The organism is Zoogloea sp. GDB6, assembly GCF_056724105.1.
Genome location: NZ_CM161497.1, coordinates 5,642,190 through 5,660,356 on the forward strand (window position 1 = coordinate 5,642,190; position 18,167 = coordinate 5,660,356).

Here is an 18,167-nt window from a genome sequence, read left to right on the forward strand (position 1 = left end):
AGCCTCGATACGGGCAACGGTGGGCTCGTTGAGCTTGCTTCAGCTGGTTTTCCTGAAGCGCAGGTACAGGCCGGCCAACCAGATGACGACTGCCAGCAGGAAGATGCCCAGGCTGCCGAGGATGTCGGCGCTGGAGAGCGTCGGTGGCTGCAGCCGGTTGGCTTGTACGACGAGCCAATGGACGTAGCAGAGGAACAGGCTCATGACTGCCGCGAACCATTTGCCATGGTTGCTGATGAAGGAGAGCGTGGTGTCCCGGCGTTCGGGGGCCAGCCAGTAGCTGCGGTTGGGGATGTTGAGGTGGGAGCCGCTGCGGCGGGCCAGGCTCCCGGGTAGAAAGGCGATCAGCAGTGGAATGCCGATGAGGAGCAGCGAGAAGCCCATCACATAGGCCTGGCGTGCCATGAAGCCATTGGCGATGCCGGAGGCCGAGAAGTGCGATGCGACGACCGGCGGCAGCGTTTGGGCGCTGTGCCAGACAAAGCCGGTGAGCACGGCCTGCAGCACGAGGAAGGCGAGGGTGCCGGGGGATGGTTTCATGCCGTGGTCCGTCCGAGGTGTGTTCTCAAGGGCCGCCGATTATGGTCCATGCCGGCAATGGCTTACGGCAGCGCCGCAATGAAATCGGTGACCAGCGTGACGATGGTCTCCGGCTTTTCCCGGTGGGGCATGTGAAAGGTGTCCGGGATGATCTCGACGCGGGCGGGGCCGTTGCTCAGTTCGCCGATCAGTTCGGGATGGCGGGTCGAGCCGTATTCGTCGTGGAGGCCGTGGATGGCCAGCAGGGGGCAGTTCACCTTCGGCAGCACGGGATGCAGGGACCAGTCGGCGAAAGCGGGGGCGAGCCAGGTTTCGGTCCAGGCGTCGAGCACCCAGCGGGCCTTGTCGCCGTGGTATCTGCGCAGGCGGTCGACCTGCTTGTCGTCCTGGAACTGTTCCTTGGCGATGCGGATGCCTTCGACCGTGCGGTCTTCCAGGAAGGCCTGGGCGGCGATGGTGATGACGGCCTTGCAGTCGTCGGGAAACTGGGCCGCGCAATTGACGGCCATGCCGCCGCCGACGCTATGCCCCAGCACGATGAAGCCCGCGAAGCCGTAGTGGCGGCGTACGGTGGCGAAGTAGCTGCGGGCTTCGTCGGCGATGAAGTCGAGGTTCAGCGTGTCGTCCCGCGGGTCGGAGCGGCCGAAGCCGAGGCGGTCGTAGGCGATCACGCGGCGGCCGGTGGCGGCGCTGAGTTCGGCCGGAAAGTCGCGCCACAGCTCGACGCAGCCGAGGGAGTCGTGCAGCAGCACGATGGGCTCGGCAGGTAGTACGCCGGTGTCGCTGTCGGTGGGTGACCACACACGGGAGAACAGGCGGCCGCGGGGATGATCGACCCAGATGTCCTGGGCGGTGCTGCGGGGGGTGTCGAATTCGGACATGGGGTTCTCCTTTGGCGGTATCGGGGGCGGGCTGTCGATAGCTTCCCTTCCGTGCCGGGCGTGGCTTCCGGCGACGGAACGGATATCGGGCGGCGCCTTTTTATAATGTTGACGTTAACGTAACTCAGCGTGGCCGGTAAATCCCTCTAGGGATAACCCTTGCCGGCTTTGCGCGATTGTCCGTCTCCCAGGGGCGCGGAATGGGGATAATGCTTCATCCGACGCAGATCCCCGTTCGCCATGTCGCCGCTCCGAGCCCTGCCTGCCGCGCCCAGTCTGCCGTGGGGAGATATCCTCGCCGGTTTGTCGGTGGCCGGCGTGCTGCTGCCGGAGTCGGTGGCCTATGCGGCGATTGCTGGCGTGCCACCGTCCCACGCGCTGTTGGCCGCGCTGGTGGGCTTGATCGTTTATCCGCTGTTCGGCTCAAGCCGTTTCGCGATCGTCGCACCGACTTCGTCCGCCGCTGCGATCTTCGCCACCGCAGTGGCGGTGGGCGGGCCAGAGATGGGCTACGCGCTGGTGCTGCTGACCGGTGCGCTGTTTGTGATGGCGGGCCTGCTGCATACCGGCTCCATCGGTGCTTTCATCTCGCGGCCGGTGCTGCGCGGCTTTGCGTGGGGCCTGGCGGTGACCATCGTGCTCAAGCAGTTGCCCCATCTGGCCGGCGTCCATGTGCCAGGCCGCAACGCCTGGCAGCTGCTGGTCGGGCTGATCGATGCGGCCGACGCGATCCACTGGCCCAGCGTCGGGCTCGGTGCCGTCGCGCTGCTGCTGTGGCTGGCGGTGCATCACGGTTTGCGGCGCGTGGTCTTCCTGCCCCAGTCGCTGCTGGTGCTGGCGCTGGGCATCGTGGCGTCCGCCACCTTCGACCTGGGCAGTCGCGGTATCGCCCTGGTGGGGCATATCGAGTGGCGCAGCCTGGCTTTGGATCTACCGTCCCTGAGCGCCGAGCGCTGGCTGCGCATGGCCGAATGGGCGCCGGCGTTGCTGCTGATCCTGTTCGCCGAGTCCTGGGGCTCGGTGCGTTCGCTGGCGCTGCAGAAGGGCGACACGCTCAGCGCGGACCGGGAGTTGCTGGCCATCGGTGCCAGCAATCTGTTGAGCGGCATCCTGCAGGGGCTGCCGGTGGGGGCGGGCTTCTCGGCGGCGGCGGCCAACTATTCGGCGGGGGCACGCAGCAAGGCGGCCGGGCTCACCGCGGCGTTTACCCTGGGCCTGTTGTTGTGGCACGCCCGCGATGCACTTGGCTTGCTGCCATTGCCGGTTTTGGCGGCAGTGATGATCGGCATTCTGTCCCACAACCTGTGGCCGAAGGCGGTCATCACCGGCCTGCGGATGGGGGGTGATGCCTGGCTGGCGGTGATGGCGGCGGCGGCGGTACTGGCTTTCGGGGTGTTGTTCGGCATGTTGCTGGCTGTCGGTTCGTCCTTGTTGCTGGCGATCCATCGCTTCGCGCAGCCGGTGGTGGTGGAACTGGGGCAATTGCCAGGCACTCGCGATTATCAGGATTGCCAGCGCCACGCAGAAGCGATCCGCACGCCGGAGCTGCTGATCCTGCGGGTTGATGAACCACTGTTCTTTGCCAACGCGGAGCAGGCTTTCCAGTCGGTGCGCACGATGGCCCTTGAGCGGCAGCCTGGTGTGGTGGTGCTGAGCCTGGAGGTATGCGACGAGCTGGACGTGACGGCTGGCGAGGCGCTCGCCGAACTGGCCACCAACCTGCGCAGCGCCGGCATCGAGCTGGCTCTGGCCCGTGTGAAGGACCGCATCCGCGACGCGCTGGCCCGCGCCGGCCTGGTCGGCGAGATCGACCACGCCATCGCAGCCTACTGGAGTGTGGATGACGCCGTGCAGGCCACGCGGCTGCGGAAGGGCGCGAGCGGGGGACGCCAGACGTGACAAAGGCCACCCGAAGGTGGCCTTTGTCGGTGATGCTTGGTGGGTTGTGAGTGGCTCGAACACTCGACCTACGGATTAAGAGTCCGCTGCTCTACCAACTGAGCTAACAACCCACTTCTTGAAACTGGAGCGGCAGAAGAGTCTCGAACTCTCGACCTCAACCTTGGCAAGGTTGCGCTCTACCAACTGAGCTACTGCCGCATTGAATTCTGGCTCCTCGACCTGGGCTCGAACCAGGGACCTACGGATTAACAGTCCGGCGCTCTACCGACTGAGCTATCGAGGAATAGTTTTTTCGCTTTCGAACTATGTCTTCAGCGAGTTGAAAATTCTAGCATGCATTTAACGCTTTTGTGAACATGTGGCGTTGTCCGATGCGCTAAACCCTGTGCAAAGAGGAAGGGCCTCGGTCTTCTTTACACCGCTTCCATGCGGCGGAATACCAGCGGTCGCCCGTTATGACTGCGCTTTACGAGCCAGGTGGCAAGAGCGGAGTCCATGTAGTCCGCATGTCCTGGAAACCAGTCCACAAGTGCTTGGGCATAGGCGCGGGCGACATCGTATCGGCCCTGTGCCACGACCTCCCGCACGTCGTAGGCGGAGCTCAGCACCTTTTCGTGCTCCTCGATATGGCATTCGCCGCCGCCAGGAAAATCTGGAGCGTTCAGCCAGCCGTTTTCCTGGGTGAAATGGGCTTCGGCGTGACGAATGAAGGCCTCCAGGGCCTCTGGGATATCGGTATCGCTCGCTTCTTGCAGTGTGCGCACGTGTTCGACAAATTCCCGGTGGGTGTCGTCGATGGACTGGTGGCCCAGCAGGTAGCGGTCACTCCAGGTGAATCTCTGAATCGTGGTCATCAGCGTGTCTCCTCGTTGCTGTTGAATGTGTCCAGTGGTTGGGGAGCCATTCGCAAGTCAGCCAAGGGCTGAAGCCAGGGCGGGCAGGCCGATCGAATGGTACTTGCGTCCGAAATAGGTCAATCCTGCGGTGGGGTCTCCGATCTTGACCGCCTGGACCTCACAGATGAACAGATCGTGGGAGCCCAACTGCTGTTGCTGGGTGACGCGGCAGTCAAAGCTGACCAGTGCCCCGCTCAAGGCTGGACTGCCGGTCAGGAGCCGTTCGTGGGCAACCTGGGCAAGACGTTCGGGCATCGTCACATTGCGGTCCGCAAAGAGTTGGGCCACATCCTGCTGCTCTGCTGCCAGCACATTGACGCAGAGCACGCCATTGCCGCTGAACAGGGCGTGCGCGTAGGACGAACGGTTTATGCAGGTGAGCAGGGTGGGAGGCAGGTCGGTCACGCTGCAGACGGCCGTGGCGGTCATGCCGGCGAAGCCCTTTGGGCCATCGGTGGTGATGACATTGACGGCGCCGGTCAGGCGGGCCATGCCATCGCGGAAAAGGTCGATGCTGACCATGGAGGTTTCCTTTTCTGAGCGTACTCGGACAGAGGCTGCCAAGTGTTGCAGCGCTGTCCTGAACGGGTGGAGCCGCGTGGGCTCCACCCTTGTTACGGCTGTTCTGTTGAGGGCCGCGTCACCACTTGAAGGCCATGGCGGCGCCGACCCAGTGCTGGGACATATCGACATTCACCCCGCTGCTCGGCCCGCTGCCGCGGACCTCGGAGCCGAAGGCGCGGGCATACATGACGGATATCTCCGTGTCTTTGCTCAGCGCATAGGTGCCGCCAAGGGTGAAGTGATCCTGGGGCGTGACTGGCGCCAGATAGTCGAGGGTCGCGTTTTCCCGGCTGACGATCTGCTGGCCATGACTGACCCCGCTGCGCAGGGTCAGGGCAGGCGTGGTTTGCCAAGAAACACCGGCACGGGTCACCGTCTGGCTGCGCCAGCCGAAGCCGGGTTCGCTGGCGGTCAGTGCGTTGGCCAGGGAGTCCAGGTCGCCCCAATTGATGCGCATCACGTCGGCAGCCATCACGATGCTCTCCGTCGGGCGCCAGGCCACGCCGATGCCGTAGCGTTCCGGAATGTCGAACTCACCGCGATGGGCCAGCAGGTTGCTGTACTTCTTGAGCTTGCCCATGCTGATGCGGGACGAGTACATCGCGCCCAGGGTAACCTGCTCGCTCACCTGGCCGGACCAGCCCATCTTGAAGCCGACGCCAGTGGATGAATCCGCGCCCGGGCTTTCCACACCGAGGGCATCGGGGACACCGTCAACCTTGAAGCGCTGATAGGCAAAGTCGGCCGAGAAGCCGAGCGCATAGCCCGGCGCAAGCTTGATGGCATAGGTCGGGGAGGCGATGATCTGGGTCAGCTTGGCGCTGTCCTTGTCGCGGCCACCCAGCAGAGGGGTGTCATACACGGTACTCACGCCGTTGCCATAGACCGAGACTCCGATGGATTGGTGATCGTCGATGACCCGGTTGTAGCCCAGTTCAGGCACGGGGACGGCTTTCACGCCATCTCCATTGAACTCGGTGCCACCGAAGCTGGACTTGGGATCCACGATCACCACGGACAGCCCCAGATCGAGGCGATTACCTACAAAAGCCATACCGGCCGGGTTGTTGGCAGCGGCGAGGGCATCCTGGGGCAGGGCAATGGATGCGCCGCCCATGCCCATGGCTTTGATGCCATAGCCGTGGGGCATTGGGCCGTTGGTCGCATGAGCGGACGAAAAGAGGGCGAGGGCCGCGACTGTCGCGCCCAGGCGTACGCGGGCAGGACAGGAAGGACGTCGGGTTGGGGGGTAGGTCATGATGGGCTCCGGAATGCGTTTGTTCTTGCCAGTGCGTTGGCCGCCGGCCGTTAGCTTGCCGGCGATGGTCGGAGTTCAGGCTGAGAGTGCTGTTTCTTCGATGACACGAGCGGTTGCTTCCGGGTCGTAGAACCAGGAGGACAGGCTTTTGGGGTCATTGAAGGCGTCGGCAAATCTGTGGGCCAGTGTCCCGTTCTGGCAGCAAGTGCCCAGAAACTGCATGACATGGGGCGGCGGCGGAACGAGCATGCTGTTGGTGAAGCGGGCAGACCATTGCGCGTAGTCCCAGTACTGTTCTGCGAGGGCTTCCATCCAGGCGCGGTCGAAGCCGGCCTGGCCGTGGCTCACAATAGCCTCGAGATACATGCTGGCGCCCTTGGAGGCGTTGTTCGAGCCTTGGCCGGTCATCGGGTCGTTCAGCACCAGTACGTCGCCGAGGCCGAGCACCGTCCGGCCGGAGGGCAGTACGCCGATCGCGTTGCGCACGGTGGGCGTCACGCGGCCGAAAAGGATGCCGTTGTCGTCGGTCAGGCGGATGTCCCTGAAACGCGGGGCTTCCCACGGGAAGAACTCGGCAATCAGGGCCTTGGTCATGGCCAGATGGTCGGCCGGGGTCTTCACGGCATCCCAGCGGTCCATCGGGCCGCCGATCACACATTCGATGTTGATGATGTCGCAGGGGCCGGTGTGGGTCAGGGCTGGGAAATGCACCAGTTCGCCGACGCCAGGGTTGATGTTGATGTTCAGGGCCGTGAAGTCTTCCCGCGGCACCATGCCATGGACGTAGGTGAGGGCAATGGCGCGCTGGGGGCGATCGAAGGTGCAGCGTGCGCTGTCCCGTTCGAAGAGCTTCCCCAGTTCGCCCTTGCCGGTCGCCACGAGTACCAGGTCCGACGTATCCACCAGACGCTCCAGCTCGGCCATGTCCACGTCGCCGATCACCAGGTCGCCGCCGAGGCGTTCGAATTCGTCCATCCAGCGGGGCATCTTGATCCGTTGGTCCACCGACTGCCCATTGGCCGACATGCGTGAACGGAAATCCAGCATGGGGCCCGTTTCCGCATTGCCGGCGCGGATGTGGGCGCCTTCGATCGGCGGGCACTCCGCATCCCAGAAAGCAATTCCCAATTCTCTTTCGTGGTTCAGTGCCATGTCGTACATGGACTGGCTGGAAAGGATCTTGCCCTTCGCAATCTCCTCACCAGTGCGGTTGGATATGATCCTTACCGTATACCCTTTATTAAGAAGTCCAATACCCAGTTGAAGCCCAGCCTGGCCTGCTCCGACGATGGTGATATTGCGCATGTTCGCTTGCTCCGATTCTGAAGTCTGTTGGGACCTATTTGTCTAGGCGATGTCAATTTCGGGCAAGTACAATCTATTGGCTATGCGCTTATTGCAGAATGTGTGCAGTGAGTGCAATTTGCACTTTTTTGTCAGAATTGAGACAAAAGGAAATATTCACTCATGGAACGCGCTTGAGGGTGTCGCTGGGCGACTCTCCGTAGCGCTTCCGGTATTCGGCTGCAAAACGGCCGAGTTCGAAAAAACCCCAGCGTGTCGCCACGCTGGTGACGTTCCGGAGCTTTCCGGTATCCAGCAATTCCTGACGCACCTTTTCCATGCGCAAATCCCTGAGGTAGCGCATGGGGCTGACGCCGCGGAACTTCCTGAAACTGTTGTACAGCGTGCGCAGGCTGATTCCCGTCAGCTCGGCCAGCTGTTCGTTGGTAATGGCGGTATCCAGGTGGGCGTGCATGTACTCTTCCGCCACCTTGAGATGCCGGGGCAGGACTTCCGTATCTGGCCTGTCGAGGCGATCGCTGAGGCTGTTGCCCTGCCATACCAGCAGGCCTGACATGATCAGCTGCTCGAATTGCGCGCGCATCAACGGGTGCGCCACCAGATCGGGGTTCTGCTGCAGACTGCGGAGAAGTTGGCGGATGGTCGTTTCCCAGGCCTGTCCGCCGCCGCTTCGGGTATTCAGGTCCGTGTCGAATTGCAGGGCCTGGCGTAATGGCCGCCCAATAAGGTTTGTCGCATGGCGTTCCAAGGCTTCACGCTCGATGCGGACGACCAGCTTTGAACAGTTTGAGCTCCAGTTCATGGAGAAAGACTGCCCCGGACAGTGGATTGTTCCACTGCCGGGTTGGCTTAATCGGGCTTGATTGCCCGACTCGATTCTGTCCTCGCCACGCAATGGCAATTGAACGAGAAAGAATGCATCGAGCTCCTGGGGCGCTACGTGGACATCCGCACCGTAACTCATGATGCTGAAGCTCATGGCCGGTGTCCGCAAATAGCGGTGCCGATAATTCAATTGCCCACGCCGATCCATCAGGGAAAGGCGGTGATCACAGAATATCCCCGCGACCAATACCCGGGCCTCATCGAGATCCCTTGATTGCAGGAGATCCAGAGTCGTCAGGCGATTGTTCTGCATTGCGCACCCCGAGCAAAATGACAGCGACCCGCTTTATCTTGCAGGCTGCCGGCTTGTCTTCAATGTCTCAGCTTAAATCGTCGGTAGCGGTGAAAGAACTGATCAGACCTGATTGGCTGCAATAATCCCCCGCTCGCGCGCCATCGTGATGGCCGTGTCTTCGATCATGTCCTCCTGCCCGCCGACCATGCCACGACGGCCCAGCTCGACCAGGATGTCGCGGGCTGGCACGCCGTACTTCTTGGAGGCGCGCTTGGCGAACAGCAGGAAGGAACCGTACACGCCGGCGTAGCCGAGGGTCAGCGCGTCGCGGTCGATGCGGATCGGGAAGTCCATGATCGGCACCACCAGGTCTTCGGCGACGTCGGTGATCTTCGCGACATCCACGCCGGTCTCGATGCCCATCAGGCTGCACACGGCGATCAGCACTTCCATCGGCGTGTTGCCGGCCCCGGCGCCCAGACCGGCGGCGGCCGCGTCGATACGCGTGGCGCCCACTTCGATGGCGGCGATGCTGTTGGCGACGCCCATCGCCAGGTTGTGGTGGCCGTGGAAACCCAGTTCGGTCTCCGGCTTCAGCGCTTCACGCACCGCGCTGAGGCGGGCTTTGACGGTTTCCGGCAGCAGGTGGCCGGCGGAGTCGGTCACGTAGATGCAGTTGGCGCCGTAGGACTCCATCAGCTTGGCCTGCTTGACCAGCCTTTCGGGGCTGTTCATGTGGGCCATCATCAGGAAGCCGACGGTGTCCATGTCGAGCTTCCTGGCCATCGTGATGTGCTGTTCGGACACATCGGCCTCGGTGCAGTGGGTGGCGACGCGGATCGTCGACACGCCCAGCTCCTTGGCCATCTTCAGGTGATCGACGGTGCCGATGCCCGGCAGCAGCAGCGCCGAGACCTTGGCCTGCTTCATCAGCGGGATGACGGTGGACAGGTATTCCTCGTCGGTGTGGGCCGGGAAGCCGTAGTTCACCGAGCTGCCCCCGAGGCCGTCGCCGTGGGTGACTTCGATCAGCGGCACGCCGGCTTCGTCGAGGCCGGTGGCGATGCTCTTCATCTGCTCCAGGCTCATCAGGTGACGCTTGGGGTGCATGCCGTCCCGCAGGGTCATGTCATGCACAGTGACGGCCCCTCGGCGGCCGGGTACGGCCGCCGATCCCCCGAGGGGATCTCGCCCGCCTTCGGGCGGCCGTGCGGCGGGCTCGTGCGGAATCTGCTTGCCTTTGAGTTCCATGGTGCTTTCCTTAGGCGGTGACGGGTTGGAGGGTCAGGCTGCCGGCGAGGATTTCCTCGGCGAACATCTCGGCAGTGCGGGCGGCGGCGGCGGTCATGATGTCGAGGTTGCCGGCGTACTTGGGCAGGTAGTCGCCGAGGCCTTCGACCTCGAGATAAACCGACACGCGGTTGCCGTCGAAGACCGGGCCGTTCACCAGGCGGTAGCCGGGCACGTACTTCTGCACTTCCTGGATCATCGCGGCAATGGATTCGCGGATCGCGTCCTGCTGCGGTTCGCCCTCGACGAGGCAATGCACGGTGTCGCGCATCATCAGCGGGGGCTCGGCCGGGTTGATGATGATGATGGCCTTGCCCTTCTTGGCGCCGCCGACCTTCTCAACCGCACCGGCGGTGGTGCGGGTGAATTCGTCGATGTTCTTGCGGGTGCCGGGGCCGGCGCTCTTGCTGGACACGGTGGCGATGATTTCGCCGTACTCCACCGGCTGCACGCGGCTGATCGCGGCGACCATCGGGATCGTCGCCTGGCCGCCACAGGTGACCATGTTGACGTTCATCTCGCGCTGGCCGACGTGCTGCTTGAGGTTCACCGGCGGCACGCAGTAGGGGCCGATAGCGGCCGGCGTCAAATCCACCATCAGCACGCCGAGCTCGTTGAGCTTGCGGCTGTTCTCGGCATGCACGTAGGCGCTGGTGGCGTCGAAGGCAATCTGCACGCCGTCGGCGAGCACGTGGGGCAGGAGGCCGTCCACGCCGTCGGCGGTGGTCTTCAGGCCCATTCCACGGGCGCGCTTCAAGCCGTCCGATTCCGGGTCGATGCCGACCATCCACACCGGCTCCAGCACCGGGCTGCGCTGCAGCTTGGCGAGCAGGTCCGTGCCGATGTTGCCCGGGCCGATCAGGGCGCATTTGATTTTCTTGGTCATGGGTTTTCTCTCGGTTGGGTGACGGGCATTCCCGTTCTGGTGTTCTGTTCTTGTCTGGGGATGCAGACTGCGCGGCTTCCGCCCAGGGAGTTCAGGGAGGAAGACGGAAACCGCGCAGCTGCAAACTCTTCACGTCAGACGAAGCGCACCGAGCAGCCGCCGATGCCGGCGATGGTGAGGCGCAGGTTGTCCCCGGCAGCGACGGGCACCATCGCGCCGAGCGCACCGGAGAGGATGATTTCGCCCGCTTTCAGCGGAATGCCGAGGCGGCCGAGGGTGTTGGCGAGCCACACTACGGCGTTCACTGGCGAGGCCATCGTGGCTGCGCCAGCGCCGGTTACGGCTACTTCGCCGTTCTTTTCCAGCACCATGCCGCAGCTCACCAGGTCCAGTTCGCGGGGATCCACCAGGCGGGAGCCGAGTACCAGCACGCCACAGGAGGCGTTGTCCGCCACCGTGTCCTGAATGCGGATCTTCCAGTCCCGAATGCGTGAGTCGACGATCTCGAAGCAGGCCATCACGCCTTCGGTAGCCCGCAGCACATCTGCAGCCGTGACGCCGGGCCCCATGAGATCGTGCTTGAGCACGAAGGCGATTTCTCCTTCGGCCTTGGGCTGGATCAGCGTGTCGATGGGAATCGGGTCGCCGGTGTTGTAGACCATGGCGTCGGTCAGCTGACCGAAGTCGGGCTGACCGACGCCCAGCATGTCCATCACGGCGCGGGACGTGACGCCGATCTTCTTGCCGATGATCTTTTCACCGTCCTGAAGGCGAAGGGCGATCAGCTTCTGCTGGATCGCGTAGGCGTCTTCAATAGTCAGGGCAGGGTAGCGGTCGGTAAGAGGACTGACCATCACCCCCTGGCGCAAGGCGTCGTAGAGGGTTTCGGCCAGGTGGTCCGTGAGTTTCTGGTCAGTGATGGAGTGCATGCCTTGTTCCTTCGGGGCCTCTCCGGACCCCGCGCGTGTTTGTGGAAGCGGCCTTCGGGCCTGCCTACAGATGTTTGTGTCCCCAGACGCTGGTCACGTCGAAGAGCTTCACATCGGTGTCGTCGGGGGCCATTTCCAGCCCACCCCAGCCGCATTCGAGTTGCAGCTTCGACGGTGACTCCGCGTAGAACGAGAACATGTTGTCGTTCACGTGGCGTCCTATGGAGCGGGTCTGGCGGAAGCCGTGGGCATGGACCCGGTCGAGGGTCAGCCCGACATCGTCGATGCGATTGACCTGCAGCATCAGGTGTCCGAGGCGGCGGGGAATGGGGAGGTGGCCGAAGGCCAGGGTGTGATGGCGTGGATTGCAGCGCATGAAGATGAAGTCGCCAGCCAGACCACCATAGTTCTTGGTGGACACGTAGTCGCTGGTGACGAAACCCATGATCTCGCCATAGAACTGCTGTACGCGCAGCGGATCGTCCACGACCAGCATGAGGTGACCCAGACCCTGCTCTCCGGTCACGAAGCCGCCGTGGCCCACCGCGGCGCAGAAGGGGCGCTGGGGCTGGAGGAGGCTGCCGTAGGAGACCTCCACGTCGATGCCGGAGGGGTCGGTCAGCAGGCACATCTCATAGACACCGCGGGCGGCGCATTCGTCGCGGCTGCCCATGCGGAAAGGATGTCCAGCCTGCTCCAGGCGGGCGCAGACTTCTTGCAGGCCGGCCCGGTCGGCTACTTCCAGTCCAATGACCTTGAGGTCATTCCTCTCGCCGCGGGACACCATGATGCGCCACGGGCGGGCGTCGATCCGCAGTTTCAGGCAGTCGGGGCTGCTGTCTTCCGCCACTTCGCAGCCGAATACGTCGCTGCCGAAGACGCGCCAGCGTTCCAGGTCGGAGGCCTCGATTTCCACGTAGGCCAGGCGTTTTACCAGACTCATCGCCATGTCTCCTCAGCGGGTCCGGCGCCACGTCAGCCGGGCCGTGCGGGCTTCGGGCGTGCCTTCTTCCAGGCGGGCGACCAGCATGAGTTCGCCGTTGCCACCGCGGACGATCTTGCGACGTTGCTTGCCTCCCTGCCAGTTCGGGAAGATGGCCAGCTCCACGTGGTGGGTCACGTAATCGTCTTCCAGCGAGTAGGCGCCCGCGTAGGAGAGATATTCGTTGTAGGCGGCAGCCTTGTCGGCATCGCTGGCATCCCACTGGCCGCCGCTGGCGAAGAGCGTGCGCGGCGAGCGGGTCACGAGACAGAACATGGTTCCGTCGCCGTATTCGATGAAGCCTTCCAGCTTCTCGCCAAAGGGATGGACGACGCGTCCATCGTCGTACTCTTGCGTCCAGGACTGGATGTACCAGCGTCCCTTGATGTCATCGGTCATCGTTCAACTCCTCGTCACCCATCACTAAGCGCTTGGGCGTGAATGGGCTTATTCGGTCAGGAAGTCGCGCACCAGTCGTGCGAAACGTCCGGCATGTTCAATCTGCGTCCAGTGGCCGCAGTGGCCATAAACGTGCAACTGAGCGCGGGGGATCAACTCGCACAGGCGTAGTGAGTTGGTGAGGGGAATCACCTTGTCCTCGCGGCCGTGGATGATCAGCGTCTCGTGGGGAATCGCCTTGATCGCGTCCTCGGCACTGGCGAGCGCCTTGACCCAGCGCTGGCGTGGTGCCGGGAACATGGCAGAAAAGGCTTCCTGGGCGCCGGGCTGGATGCTGGCCTCGTAGCGGGAGCGCACGATGTCCTCGGTGATGCGCGAGCGGTCAAAGGCAAAGATGTCCATGATCCGGCGCATGTTGTCCATCGACGGCTCATAGCCCCAGACCGCGTCCAGGCCGGGTGTCAGTTCGAATTCCACGCCTGCAGCGCCCATCAGCACCAGCCGTCGGACGCGTTCGGGATGCTGGATGGCCAGCATCAGGGCCAGGGCGCCGCCAAAGGAGTTGCCGACGATGTCCGTCCGTTCCAGGCCGAGGGCGTCCATCAGCCCCACCGCCTGGGAAACCCAGCGCTCCGGCGAATACTGCCCTTCCGGAGCGCGGGCGCTGTAGCCGAAGCCCAGCATGTCGGGCACGATTACCCGGCTGCTCTTGGCCAGTTCCGGCATTGCCAGGCGCCAGTTCACAAAACCGCTCACGCCCGGGCCGGAGCCGTGGATCATGAGAACGGGATGGCCTTCGCCCAGATCGTGATAGTTCGTCCTGACGCCATCGATATCGATGGAAAGACCGATTTCCGGGTTCTGCTGCATAGTTGCTGAAATCCTTTAGGGATGCGGGTCCCTGAGCCCGTATCGGGGGACTGGCCGGCGCCTGCATGACAGAACGAAATCCTGTCTCGATGCTGCGCCGGCCGGCGCCATGGGATTGAGTGCCCGTTGCGTGCCGATCGATATCGTCGCGCCGACATGCAACGGAGGGGCTCAGAACTCCACCTTGTCCACCTTGTAGCGCGGCGGCTTGCCGTCGGCGGTCTCGCGGAAGCGAATGGACGAGGTCTTGGTCGCGCCGTTTACGCCGCGGCCGGGTTTGGCGATACCGCGGTTCCAGCGGGAACACAGCTTGCGCCAGGTGATCGGGGACAAGTCGGTGGCCACGAGTTGCTCGTCTTCCCAGCCGGTGCCGTCGGCGTAGAAGTTCTGCATCGCTTCCCGGGCGTAGATATCGCAATCATTGAAGCCGTGCAGCGCGAGGGGCTTGTACACCCGCTCGAAGCGGTACTTGTGCTCTTCCAGTTCCGCGGGTGTCTTGCACACACGGACCAGCACTTCCCAGTATTCGTGGGTGTCGTCGGTGATGGGCACGTTCCATTCGTACTGCACGACGTGCTCTTCCGGCCAGTTTTCCACCATCAGTACGCCGGGCATCACGATGGACGTGCGGTAGGGACGCGCATTGACGCCCTTCACCTCGACGCCGAGCTCCTTGTTCTCGAGAATGGGCTGCCACTTGTCGGTGAAGAGCCATTGCATCATGCCCTTCGGGCCGTTCTCGTCCTCGACCACGGTGATCGCGTCGTCGCCAGTCGGCACGATACCCAGGGGCAGCACCCACTTCATGGCCTGCACGATGCTGCAGTCTTTGTGCACCAGGATGTGGGCGTTGTCGAAGCCGTTTTCGATGGCAATGCGCCAGTTGCCGTAGCCGGTACGGTGCATGCCCATCGCCACGGCACCTTCGTCCAGCAGGCTGGGGGTGTCCGGCCACAGGGGGTGCGGGAAGCGCTCGTTGCTCTTCGGGAAGCGGAAGGGCAGGTCGTGCTCCAGCGGCGGCACGTCCGAGTCCGGATAATCGTCCTCGCGCACGAAGACGAAGATCATGCCGGCCACTTCATGCACCGGATAGGTCGTCACGCCGGTGGTGCCGATCAGCTTGTCGTCGGGGTTGCCGACGATGGTGGTCAGGCTGCCATCCTTCAAGTCGAAGGTGAAACCGTGGTACCAGCAGGAAATGGTCTTCTTGTCGAAGCACATTTTCTTTTCGGAGAAGCGCACGCCACGGTGAACGCACTGGTCTTTCAGTGCATATACCTTGCCATCCACCCGGCGCAATACGATGGGGACACCGCAGATTTGCACACCCTGGACCTGGTCTTCCGCGAGCTCATCGCTGAAAAGGGCGGGATACCAGTGGTTGATGAAGCCCCAGGCAGCGTCCTTGTAAGGCTGGTATTGGCTCTGGGTCTTCTGATTATTGACACGCTCTTCGCTGATGGTATTCAGTTTCTGGGTGCGCCGACGAATGATGGGTTGCTCCGACATCTTGATCTCCCGATTGCTGATTGAATGAGGTCGCGGTGAATCTGGGAGATATGGTATTGGGCGGGAATTGAGTCGACGCTCCACTTACTGCTCTGCTTATCCCCTTAGTGCACGAATGAAATATGGCATCTTCGGGAGCGTCGAATGGGCTTCCCCGCTGCCGGGAAAGCCCACTGCCCGTCCTTAGCGGGCAAGGGTCTGCGAAGGGCTTTCGCCGAAGCGGCGTTTGTAATCGGTGGTGAAATGGCCGAGATGGGTGAAGCCCCAGTGATAGGCCACGGCCGTTACTGTGGTGTCGGAAGGGGACAAACGCTTGAGTTCTTCATTGACCCTGCGCATGCGTACCTCTTTCAGATACAGCATCGGCGAGGTATTCCGGAAGCGGCGGAAGCCATTGAAGATGGAGCGGCTGCTGACTCCCGCGTGTTCTGCCAGATCGACGATGGTGATCGGCTGATCGGCATTGTCCTCGATATAGCGTTCTATACGTTTGACGAAAGCCGGCGCAATCGAGCGCTCTTCACCCGTCAATTCTTCCGTGTAATTGTGCGGTTGGCAGGTGAGCAGTGTGGCAATGACTGCCTGTTCCACCTGGGCCGCCATGATCGGGGAGTCGAAACACTGCTCGTCCAGGGCCAGGGATTCGTAGATCCAGCGCAGAAGCCCGGTCCACCGGCTGCCGGCAACGCCATCCAGCATCATGGACGGCAGGAATTCGATGGGCTGGCGAAGGGCGCGGCCCAGGTGCTGGATACAGCTGCGCTCCAGTACCTCGCGTTCGATGCGCACCACCAGCTTTTCGGTATTGACCTCGTGATGGATGACGGAGGGTGAGGTGGCGTTGATGACCGAGCCCGCCTTGCCGCTGGAGCAGACCGTCTGACCGCCGACATCGATCACTTCGCGTCCGCTCAGCGGCACCTGGGCCAGATAGAAGGAGTCGAAACAGCCGGGATCGATATCCACCGCTCCGCCGTAGGTAATGCGTCCGAAGCCCACGTCGCGCACCTTGCGGTAGTGCAGCCGTGCGTTGATGGGACGCAGGCCGTCCAGCTTCCTGAGGCGGCTCTCGCAGAAGGTGCGCACGCCCCACTGGCGCGCTTCTTCCACACTCTGGGTCTGGAAAAGGTTTGTCCCGGCCATGAGCGGAAGTGCGCTCGGCTCCGGTTTATGACCAATAAGTTCCATTTCAGTCTCCTCCGTTGGAACATTGCTCATGTCTGCCTGTTCTTATGAGCGGAATTGGACATCGTTCTCTCTGGATGCGTATGTCCGAATTAAGTGCAATGTTGCGCCGCGTTTTTGTCTTTATTTCCAGCGCGTCGAGATTTGAACATTGTCCGAACCAAAAAGCACTCTTGCGGTGCAGCATTTTCTCAATTTGGTGCATCGTCGCATTCCTCTGTCAGGCATTTTCTGGAGAAAGCCTTAAAAATCAGGCCTTGACGTCTTTGTACGTGTTTGAAAGAGGCAAGCGCCGTGCCGAATGTGGCATCTCCGGTGATTGCCGGAGATAAATAAAAGTGCACTTTTCGGATAGTCGGTGCACTTTTTGTATAGCGTTTATCGGGTGTTCAAAAAAATCAATCCATTTGCTTATTCCTTCGTGAGGCATTTTGAAGCTGTCTATTCCGGGACAAGCACCGGGCACCCTTCTTAATCGGAAAACTGCACTGCCGGGATAAAGCCTTGCCTGATTTGGAGCGACGTCGGCGGGGCTGATTCATAGGATGCGTTCCACGCGCGGTCCTTCGCGCACTCCACGAGTGTGAATGCAAGCCATGGAATCCAGCCTCATGAACGATCAAACGCACCAAATCACGCTGCGCTTCGCGGACGGCGCCACTCATACGGTCCATTCGGAAAGTGGTCGCTCCGTCCTCGATGTCGCCCTCCAGGCGGGCGCGCCGCTCATACATCAGTGTCATTCGGGCAGCTGCTCGAGCTGCATTGCCACCTTGTGCGCGGGCGATGCTGCGACCCAGCCCGGCGCCACGCCCAGCCTGCTGAGCAGCGAATACGCTGCCGGACAGCGCTTGTTGTGCGTGACTCAGGCGAACACCGACTGCGTGTTCGAACTGCCCTACACCAGCACGGCGGGCCAGATTGCGCCGGTTATCGCAAATGCCTTCGTGAATGAAGTCGTGCGTGTCGCTTCCAACGTGGCCAGGCTCACTCTCGAACTGGCGGAAGGCGATTGGCTCGATTTCCGCCCTGGCCAATATCTGCAGCTTGAAGTTCCGGGTACCGGTGTCGTGCGCAGCTATTCCCCGTCGAGCATTGCTGCAGACCTGCCACAGCTGGAGTTGCTTGTCCGTCTCCTGCCGGGCGGCGCCATGTCCACGTGGCTGCAGGAGTGTGCCCGGCCGGATGACGTGGTCAAGCTGCACGGCCCCTACGGCGCTTTCTTCCTGCGCGAGGAGCATCGCCGCGCCAAGCATATCTTCGTGGCCGGCGGGACGGGCCTCGCGCCGGTGCTGTCGATGATCGACGGCATCCGCCAATGGGGTGGGCGCAAGCCCCAGATGCTTCTCAATTTTGGCTGTGCCACGCCGGACGCCCTGTTCTGCCTCGATGAGCTGGAACTGCGCCGCCAGTGGCTGCCAACGCTCGAAACCCGGATCACCGTTGACCGCGGAGCGGACGGCGAGCTGCTGTCCGGCAGTCCCGTGTCAGCCCTGCGGGAAGGCGATGTCACCGGCCCCGACACGGTGGCCTATCTCTGCGGCCCCCAGCCGATGATCGACGCCGCCACCCAGCGCCTGATCGAATTGGGCATGTCGCCCGAACATATCTACAGCGAGCAGTTCGTCGCTAGCCACTAACCGGAGAGAAA

Annotated in this window: 17 protein-coding genes and 3 tRNA genes; 2 read left to right on the plus strand and 18 right to left on the minus strand. The window is 62.6% G+C overall.

The genetic code is table 11. The features are described from left to right. Positions 1–39: 39 nt before the first annotated feature. The gene (locus AC1PQG_RS25735) at positions 40–540 is read right to left on the minus strand and encodes a hypothetical protein (protein WP_481120565.1); all 501 of its coding nucleotides are present in this window, start codon (positions 538–540) and stop codon (positions 40–42) included. A 62-nt stretch (positions 541–602) separates the two neighbouring features. Next, a complete protein-coding gene (locus tag AC1PQG_RS25740; RefSeq protein ID WP_481120566.1) occupies positions 603–1,421 on the minus strand; it encodes an alpha/beta fold hydrolase in 819 nt (272 codons plus the stop codon). 240 nt (positions 1,422–1,661) lie between these two features. Here AC1PQG_RS25740 and AC1PQG_RS25745 point away from each other — a divergent pair, with 240 nt between their 5' ends. Then, a complete protein-coding gene (locus AC1PQG_RS25745) occupies positions 1,662–3,320 on the plus strand; it encodes a SulP family inorganic anion transporter (RefSeq protein ID WP_481120567.1) in 1,659 nt (552 codons plus the stop codon). 37 nt (positions 3,321–3,357) lie between these two features. Here the strand turns inward: AC1PQG_RS25745 and AC1PQG_RS25750 are convergent. The 16 genes from AC1PQG_RS25750 to AC1PQG_RS25825 form a co-directional block, all read right to left on the minus strand. Beyond that, a tRNA-Lys gene (locus tag AC1PQG_RS25750) sits at positions 3,358–3,433 on the minus strand. 12 nt (positions 3,434–3,445) lie between these two features. Beyond that, positions 3,446–3,521: transfer RNA gene (locus AC1PQG_RS25755), tRNA-Gly, on the minus strand. Between the two features lie 9 nt (positions 3,522–3,530). Continuing rightward, positions 3,531–3,606 (minus strand) — tRNA-Asn (locus tag AC1PQG_RS25760). A 130-nt stretch (positions 3,607–3,736) separates the two neighbouring features. After that, on the minus strand, positions 3,737–4,177 hold the full coding sequence (locus tag AC1PQG_RS25765) for a bacteriohemerythrin (protein ID WP_481120568.1): 441 nt from the start codon (positions 4,175–4,177) through the stop codon (positions 3,737–3,739). 57 nt (positions 4,178–4,234) lie between these two features. Continuing rightward, positions 4,235–4,741, minus strand: coding sequence for a flavin reductase (locus tag AC1PQG_RS25770; protein ID WP_481120569.1), 507 nt, complete (start codon positions 4,739–4,741; stop codon positions 4,235–4,237). A 118-nt stretch (positions 4,742–4,859) separates the two neighbouring features. After that, positions 4,860–6,041, minus strand: a complete 1,182-nt coding sequence (locus AC1PQG_RS25775; RefSeq protein WP_481120570.1) for an OmpP1/FadL family transporter — start codon at positions 6,039–6,041, stop codon at positions 4,860–4,862. Between the two features lie 75 nt (positions 6,042–6,116). Continuing rightward, positions 6,117–7,346 (minus strand): styrene monooxygenase/indole monooxygenase family protein, encoded by a 1,230-nt coding sequence (locus AC1PQG_RS25780; protein ID WP_481120571.1) that lies wholly within the window; start codon positions 7,344–7,346, stop codon positions 6,117–6,119. Between the two features lie 160 nt (positions 7,347–7,506). Next, complete coding sequence (locus AC1PQG_RS25785) at positions 7,507–8,484, minus strand: AraC family transcriptional regulator (protein ID WP_481120572.1); 978 nt, start codon at positions 8,482–8,484, stop codon at positions 7,507–7,509. A gap of 102 nt (positions 8,485–8,586) precedes the next feature. Continuing rightward, positions 8,587–9,717, minus strand: a complete 1,131-nt coding sequence (gene dmpG / locus AC1PQG_RS25790) for a 4-hydroxy-2-oxovalerate aldolase (RefSeq protein ID WP_481120573.1) — start codon at positions 9,715–9,717, stop codon at positions 8,587–8,589. Between the two features lie 10 nt (positions 9,718–9,727). After that, positions 9,728–10,642: an acetaldehyde dehydrogenase (acetylating) gene (locus AC1PQG_RS25795; protein WP_481120574.1), complete on the minus strand. Its 915-nt coding sequence runs from the start codon at positions 10,640–10,642 to the stop codon at positions 9,728–9,730. 134 nt (positions 10,643–10,776) lie between these two features. Further along, positions 10,777–11,571 (minus strand): 2-oxopent-4-enoate hydratase, encoded by a 795-nt coding sequence (dmpE, locus tag AC1PQG_RS25800; RefSeq protein WP_481120575.1) that lies wholly within the window; start codon positions 11,569–11,571, stop codon positions 10,777–10,779. Positions 11,572–11,635: 64 nt separating this feature from the next. Further along, a complete protein-coding gene (locus AC1PQG_RS25805) occupies positions 11,636–12,514 on the minus strand; it encodes a VOC family protein (RefSeq protein WP_481120576.1) in 879 nt (292 codons plus the stop codon). 12 nt (positions 12,515–12,526) lie between these two features. After that, positions 12,527–12,952, minus strand: coding sequence for a lipocalin-like domain-containing protein (locus AC1PQG_RS25810; protein ID WP_481120577.1), 426 nt, complete (start codon positions 12,950–12,952; stop codon positions 12,527–12,529). Between the two features lie 48 nt (positions 12,953–13,000). Next, complete coding sequence (locus tag AC1PQG_RS25815) at positions 13,001–13,822, minus strand: alpha/beta fold hydrolase (protein WP_481120578.1); 822 nt, start codon at positions 13,820–13,822, stop codon at positions 13,001–13,003. 171 nt (positions 13,823–13,993) lie between these two features. Next, on the minus strand, positions 13,994–15,331 hold the full coding sequence (locus AC1PQG_RS25820) for a Rieske 2Fe-2S domain-containing protein (protein ID WP_481120579.1): 1,338 nt from the start codon (positions 15,329–15,331) through the stop codon (positions 13,994–13,996). 183 nt (positions 15,332–15,514) lie between these two features. After that, positions 15,515–16,519, minus strand: a complete 1,005-nt coding sequence (locus AC1PQG_RS25825) for an AraC family transcriptional regulator (RefSeq protein WP_481120580.1) — start codon at positions 16,517–16,519, stop codon at positions 15,515–15,517. A gap of 608 nt (positions 16,520–17,127) precedes the next feature. Here AC1PQG_RS25825 and AC1PQG_RS25830 point away from each other — a divergent pair. Continuing rightward, positions 17,128–18,156, plus strand: a complete 1,029-nt coding sequence (locus AC1PQG_RS25830) for an FAD-binding oxidoreductase (protein ID WP_481120581.1) — start codon at positions 17,128–17,130, stop codon at positions 18,154–18,156. Positions 18,157–18,167 lie beyond the last annotated feature (11 nt).

Bases quoted from the DNA above. Each gene is read 5' to 3' on its own strand.
- AC1PQG_RS25735 (WP_481120565.1), bottom strand. From the start codon at position 540: ATGAAACCATCCCCCGGCACCCTCGCCTTCCTCGTGCTGCAGGCCGTG.
- AC1PQG_RS25740 (WP_481120566.1), bottom strand. From the start codon at position 1,421: ATGTCCGAATTCGACACCCCCCGCAGCACCGCCCAGGACATCTGGGTC.
- AC1PQG_RS25745 (WP_481120567.1), top strand. From the start codon at position 1,662: ATGTCGCCGCTCCGAGCCCTGCCTGCCGCGCCCAGTCTGCCGTGGGGA.
- AC1PQG_RS25765 (WP_481120568.1), bottom strand. From the start codon at position 4,177: ATGACCACGATTCAGAGATTCACCTGGAGTGACCGCTACCTGCTGGGC.
- AC1PQG_RS25770 (WP_481120569.1), bottom strand. From the start codon at position 4,741: ATGGTCAGCATCGACCTTTTCCGCGATGGCATGGCCCGCCTGACCGGC.
- AC1PQG_RS25775 (WP_481120570.1), bottom strand. From the start codon at position 6,041: ATGACCTACCCCCCAACCCGACGTCCTTCCTGTCCTGCCCGCGTACGC.
- AC1PQG_RS25780 (WP_481120571.1), bottom strand. From the start codon at position 7,346: ATGCGCAATATCACCATCGTCGGAGCAGGCCAGGCTGGGCTTCAACTG.
- AC1PQG_RS25785 (WP_481120572.1), bottom strand. From the start codon at position 8,484: ATGCAGAACAATCGCCTGACGACTCTGGATCTCCTGCAATCAAGGGAT.
- dmpG (WP_481120573.1), bottom strand. From the start codon at position 9,717: ATGGAACTCAAAGGCAAGCAGATTCCGCACGAGCCCGCCGCACGGCCG.
- AC1PQG_RS25795 (WP_481120574.1), bottom strand. From the start codon at position 10,642: ATGACCAAGAAAATCAAATGCGCCCTGATCGGCCCGGGCAACATCGGC.
- dmpE (WP_481120575.1), bottom strand. From the start codon at position 11,571: ATGCACTCCATCACTGACCAGAAACTCACGGACCACCTGGCCGAAACC.
- AC1PQG_RS25805 (WP_481120576.1), bottom strand. From the start codon at position 12,514: ATGAGTCTGGTAAAACGCCTGGCCTACGTGGAAATCGAGGCCTCCGAC.
- AC1PQG_RS25810 (WP_481120577.1), bottom strand. From the start codon at position 12,952: ATGACCGATGACATCAAGGGACGCTGGTACATCCAGTCCTGGACGCAA.
- AC1PQG_RS25815 (WP_481120578.1), bottom strand. From the start codon at position 13,822: ATGCAGCAGAACCCGGAAATCGGTCTTTCCATCGATATCGATGGCGTC.
- AC1PQG_RS25820 (WP_481120579.1), bottom strand. From the start codon at position 15,331: ATGTCGGAGCAACCCATCATTCGTCGGCGCACCCAGAAACTGAATACC.
- AC1PQG_RS25825 (WP_481120580.1), bottom strand. From the start codon at position 16,519: ATGGAACTTATTGGTCATAAACCGGAGCCGAGCGCACTTCCGCTCATG.
- AC1PQG_RS25830 (WP_481120581.1), top strand. From the start codon at position 17,128: ATGAACGATCAAACGCACCAAATCACGCTGCGCTTCGCGGACGGCGCC.